6 protein-coding genes are annotated in these 4,148 nt (G+C 64.1%); 3 read left to right on the top strand and 3 right to left on the bottom strand.

Going from position 1 to position 4,148, the window contains the following annotated elements; genetic code table 11:
• Together ureA and EN969_RS19585 are read right to left on the bottom strand one after the other, a co-directional pair.
• On the bottom strand, positions 1–236 hold a 236-nt coding region (gene ureA / locus EN969_RS19590), incomplete at its 3' end, for an urease subunit gamma (protein WP_127419319.1).
• Between the two features lie 28 nt (positions 237–264).
• Positions 265–1,092, bottom strand: coding sequence for an urease accessory protein UreD (locus EN969_RS19585; protein WP_127419320.1), 828 nt, complete (start codon positions 1,090–1,092; stop codon positions 265–267).
• A gap of 221 nt (positions 1,093–1,313) precedes the next feature.
• Between EN969_RS19585 and EN969_RS19580 the strand changes: the two genes are divergently transcribed.
• The 3 genes from EN969_RS19580 (at position 1,314) to EN969_RS19570 (ending at position 3,650) form a co-directional block, all read left to right on the top strand.
• On the top strand, positions 1,314–1,568 hold the full coding sequence (locus EN969_RS19580) for an acyl carrier protein (protein WP_013528393.1): 255 nt from the start codon (positions 1,314–1,316) through the stop codon (positions 1,566–1,568).
• Between the two features lie 5 nt (positions 1,569–1,573).
• The gene (locus tag EN969_RS19575; protein ID WP_063169759.1) at positions 1,574–2,782 is read left to right on the top strand and encodes a beta-ketoacyl-[acyl-carrier-protein] synthase family protein; all 1,209 of its coding nucleotides are present in this window, start codon (positions 1,574–1,576) and stop codon (positions 2,780–2,782) included.
• A gap of 163 nt (positions 2,783–2,945) precedes the next feature.
• Entirely contained in the window at positions 2,946–3,650 is a 705-nt protein-coding gene (locus tag EN969_RS19570) for a glutathione S-transferase N-terminal domain-containing protein (protein ID WP_063169760.1), read from the top strand.
• 23 nt (positions 3,651–3,673) lie between these two features.
• Here EN969_RS19570 and EN969_RS19565 read toward each other — a convergent pair whose 3' ends face one another.
• Positions 3,674–4,021, bottom strand: a complete 348-nt coding sequence (locus EN969_RS19565; RefSeq protein WP_013528390.1) for a hypothetical protein — start codon at positions 4,019–4,021, stop codon at positions 3,674–3,676.
• Between the last annotated feature and the right edge of the window lie 127 nt (positions 4,022–4,148).

The following is a 4,148-nucleotide window of genomic DNA, read 5'->3' as shown; positions in this document are numbered from 1 at the left end:
TCATGGATCATCTCGGCGATGCCTTCCATGACTTGCGCGCGGCTGACGACATGAGCGCCGGCTTCCATCAGTTCGGCGACCGGACGGCCGTCGCGGGCGCCTTCGACGACGAAATCGGTGATCAGCGCAATCGCTTCCGGATGGTTGAGCTTGACGCCGCGTTCGAGCCGCTTGCGCGCCACCATCGCCGCCATGGCGATCAGCAGCTTGTCCTTTTCCCTCGGCGTCAGGTTCATGCGTTTCCCTGGATTGGTAGAGGCAGGCCTATAGTGACCATAATTTGGGCAACCCCGCCCTTCCGTTGAGCAATTCGACGAGTGGAACCAGCCGCTGGCGCAGTCGGTAGCCATCCCCGGCGTAGAGCCTCGCAAGAAGCTTGCCAGATTTCTTCACGCACCAGGCGCTGGCGCTGCCCTGGTCGCCGACGATCTCCAGAACCGGATCGAGCAGGGCTTCGGCGCGCGGCGACACCAGAAGCAATGTCGCCACCGCGATCGCGCCGCCGGCAACCGCCGGGCGATCGAGCGTTGCGGCGATATCGGGCCCGATGCGGAAATCCTCGGCATGAACGAGGGCGCCATCCTGACGCACACGCCAGCGGTCATGGAAGTTGCCCTGCGTGGCGCGTTCGCCCATCGCCAGGCGGCCGAAGACGGCGGCTTCCAGCACCAGCGCCTCGGCGCCGACGGCAAGCTCGACGTTGAGCGTACGGGCAAAGGCCGCCCTGTCGAAGACGATGGTTTCCTGCGGCAGCCAGGCGATGCGGCCGTTTTCGCCTACCGACAAATTGACCCGCACTTCGGCATGGTCGGATGCCGCCCGGTAGATCTTCTCGCAGGCCTGCGCGGTGATCGATGCCGAAGCGGCCGCGCCGACATCCACGTCCCAGGCGATACGGTCGCCGCCCGTCATTCCGCCGGCGGTGTTGATCAGCACCGCTTCGAGCGGATCGGCCGAGACGGCCGGCATTCTTATCTTGGCGGCGCCGTCCTGATAGAGGCGCCGCAGGCGCGTGCGGCCCTCGCCAAGCGCGCAGGAAAGCCGCGCCACGCCCGCAACGCGCTGCGTCGAAATCCCGCCATGTTCGCCCATATCCATGCCTGCACGTTAAGCACTCCGGCGGCTTTGTCGATATGGAGTTCGATATAGCTTGTTGCTTGACAACGTTTCGGTTTCTATAGAGGGAACCACCTTGGTACGGTCATGCTGCGCTTGGCGGGGGTATTAAACGACGACGGCGGCTTGATACCAGGAGAAAAAGGGGCGCTGCTCAGTCGGCGTCGGGAAACGCGAGATAGTGGGGAAGGAACCGAATGGCCGACCAGCTGGCAACGGATATCATCGCGAAGATCAAGGCTCATGCCGAGCCGGGCGGCGAAGAAATCACCACCACCACCGAATTGACCTCGCTTGGCATCCATTCGCTCGAGCTGACGGAGATTATCTTCGATCTTGAGGAAGAGTATGGCATCGAGATCGAGATGAACACGGTCGACGCCTGGAGCAATCTGAAGAACGTCGGCGACATGGTCGAAGCTGTGCGCGCGCTGATCGCGAAAAAAGCCTGAACTGAATGCGGCAGCGCGTTGTCATCACCGGCATGGGCGGCATTTGCGGGCTCGGCACCAGCGCGCCCGCGATCTGGAACGAGATGCGCGCCGGCCGCTCGGCCATCGGCCAGATCACAAGTCCCCAACTGCATGATCTGAAGGTCAAGGTCGGCTGCGAAATCAAGACGCTTCCCGATCACGGCATCGACCGCAAGCAGACCGTGTCGATGGACCGCTTCAGCCTGCTGGCGACGATCGCAGCCAGGGAAGCCATGCAGCACGCCGGCCTGGTCTCGACTGAAGCCACCACCTATCGGATGGGCACCGTCGTCGGCGTCGGCGTCTGCGGCTGGGAGGCGATCGAAGAGAGCTATCGCGCCATACTGGTCGAGGGCAAGAACCGCGCTGGCATCTTCACCGTGCCAAAGGTCATGCCAAGCGCGGCCTCTGGCCATGTCAGCATGAATCTGGGCCTGCGCGGCCCGGTCTTCGGCGTCACCTCGGCCTGTTCGTCGTCCAACCACGCCATCGCCTCGGCTGTCGACCAGATCAGACTTGGCCGCGCCGATGTGATGGTCGCCGGCGGCACCGATGCGCCGCTGGTCTGGGGCATCCTGAAGGGCTGGGAAGCACTGCGCGTGCTGGCGCCCGACACCTGCCGGCCATTCTCGGCCGACCGCCAGGGACTGTCACTCGGCGAGGGCGCCGGCATGGCGGTCCTGGAGACGTATGAGCACGCCATGGCGCGCGGCGCCACCATCCTTGCCGAGGTCGCCGGCGCCGGCCTCTCCGCCGACGCCTCCGACATTGTCGCGCCGACCGTCGAAGGGCCGACGGCGGCCATGCGCGCCTGCCTGGCCGATGCCGGCTTCAATCCCGAGGATGTCGACTACCTCAATGCCCATGGCACCGGCACCAAGGCCAACGACCAGATCGAGACGGCAGCGATCAAGCGCGTCTTCGGCGACCATGCCTACAAGCTTTCGGTGTCGTCGACCAAGTCGATGCACGCCCATTGCCTCGGCGCATCGGGTGCGCTGGAGATGATCGCCTGCGTGATGGCGATCCGCGAAGGCATCGTGCCGCCGACGGCCAATTTTCGTGAGGCCGATCCCGATTGCGACCTCGACGTCACGCCGAATGTGCCGCGCGAGCGCAAGGTGCGCGCCGCGATCAGCAACGGCTTCGCGTTCGGCGGCACCAATGCCGTGCTGGCCTTCAAGGCTGCCTGATCTAAGGGGCGGGCGGATCTGCCCCAGGCAGGCCATTCCGTTGACTGTCCGTGCACGATGAAACCCTTCGCCGCCATATTGATCGTGCCGTGCGCCGCGTCTAATCCTTGGCCGACCCGCCAAAACCGCGCCGCTCGGCGCGAATCCTCATCCAGGAGTTTCCATGGCAGACCTGTCCGCCTTTCCGATCGCAACGCGTTGGCCGGCCAAGCATCCGGACCAGCTCCAGCTCTATTCGGCGACAACGCCGAACGGGGTGAAGATATCGATCGCCCTGGAGGAACTCGGCCTTCCTTACGAGCCGCATTGGGTCAACATCGGCCAGAACGAAAGCTGGACACCGGAATTCCTGTCGCTCAATCCCAACGGCAAGATACCGGCGATCATCGATCCCAACGGCCCGGACGGCCAGCCGATCGGCCTGTTCGAATCCGGCGCCATCCTGCTCTACCTTGCTGAAAAGACCGGCCTGCTCATGCCCATTGATGGCGCGCGCCGCTACGAGACCATCCAGTGGGTGTTCTTCCAGATGGCCTCGGTCGGGCCAATGTTCGGCCAGGTCGGCTTCTTCCACAAATTCGCCGGCCGCGAAATCGCCGACAAACGCCCTCTGGAGCGCTATCGCGACGAGTCAAAGCGACTGCTCGGCGTGCTCGACGGCCGGCTGAAGGGGCGCAAGTGGATCATGGGCAATGACTACACCATCGCCGACATCTCGCTGCTCGGTTGGGTGCGCAACCTGATCGGATTCTACGAAGCACGCGAACTCGTCGGCTTTGACGATTTCGCCCATCTGGGAACATGGCTGGAGCGCGGCCTGGCGCGGCCGGCGGTGCAAAAAGGCCTGACCATCCCGGCCAAGGGATAGAAAAACCAGCCTCCGAAGCGCGGCTATTTCGCCTTCGCTTTGGCTTTCGAACCGCCTTTGCCCATGACGGAAGCGGCGAGCGACGCAGCACCTCGGGCGGCGACCATGACCGCGCCGGCAGCGACGTTGGCTGTGGCCTTGGCCGTGCGCATCGCACTGCCGCCCAAGGAGTCGCTGGAACTCGCGGGCTTCTTCGGCTTTGCGGCTTTTGGCGCGGCTTTCGCTGCGGCCGGCACCACTTTCTTCGGCGCTGCCTTGCCGAAAGCCGGCTTGGCGTCCTTCGAACGGCCTGTCATTGCCGGGCCGGCGCCGGTTTTGGATTGGGTCGCCTTGCCCTTGGCGGGCGCAGGCTTTTTTGCCTTGGTTGCCATTGGACCGAATCCCTCTTTTGGCACAATTGTCGTGTCGGGATAACGGCCTGAAAGTCTTAAAGTTCCCCTTGCACAATCCGTCGAATCAAGCGGAAAGGCCGATCACCAGATCGGCGGCACTGCGCCG

Origin of the sequence: Mesorhizobium sp. M7A.F.Ca.CA.003.01.2.1 (genome assembly GCF_003998945.1) — a bacterium.
In the GTDB taxonomy this organism is placed as follows: Bacteria; Pseudomonadota; Alphaproteobacteria; order Rhizobiales; family Rhizobiaceae; genus Mesorhizobium; species Mesorhizobium ciceri.
The sequence above is the reverse complement of the archived record's forward strand: the minus strand, read 5'-3'. Positions and strand labels throughout refer to the sequence as shown.

Excerpts from the sequence above, each read along its gene's own strand:
- EN969_RS19585 (WP_127419320.1), bottom strand. The coding sequence starts at position 1,092 with ATGGGCGAACATGGCGGGATTTCGACGCAGCGCGTTGCGGGCGTGGCG.
- EN969_RS19580 (WP_013528393.1), top strand. The coding sequence starts at position 1,314 with ATGGCCGACCAGCTGGCAACGGATATCATCGCGAAGATCAAGGCTCAT.
- EN969_RS19575 (WP_063169759.1), top strand. The coding sequence starts at position 1,574 with ATGCGGCAGCGCGTTGTCATCACCGGCATGGGCGGCATTTGCGGGCTC.
- EN969_RS19565 (WP_013528390.1), bottom strand. The coding sequence starts at position 4,021 with ATGGCAACCAAGGCAAAAAAGCCTGCGCCCGCCAAGGGCAAGGCGACC.
- EN969_RS19570 (WP_063169760.1), top strand. The coding sequence starts at position 2,946 with ATGGCAGACCTGTCCGCCTTTCCGATCGCAACGCGTTGGCCGGCCAAG.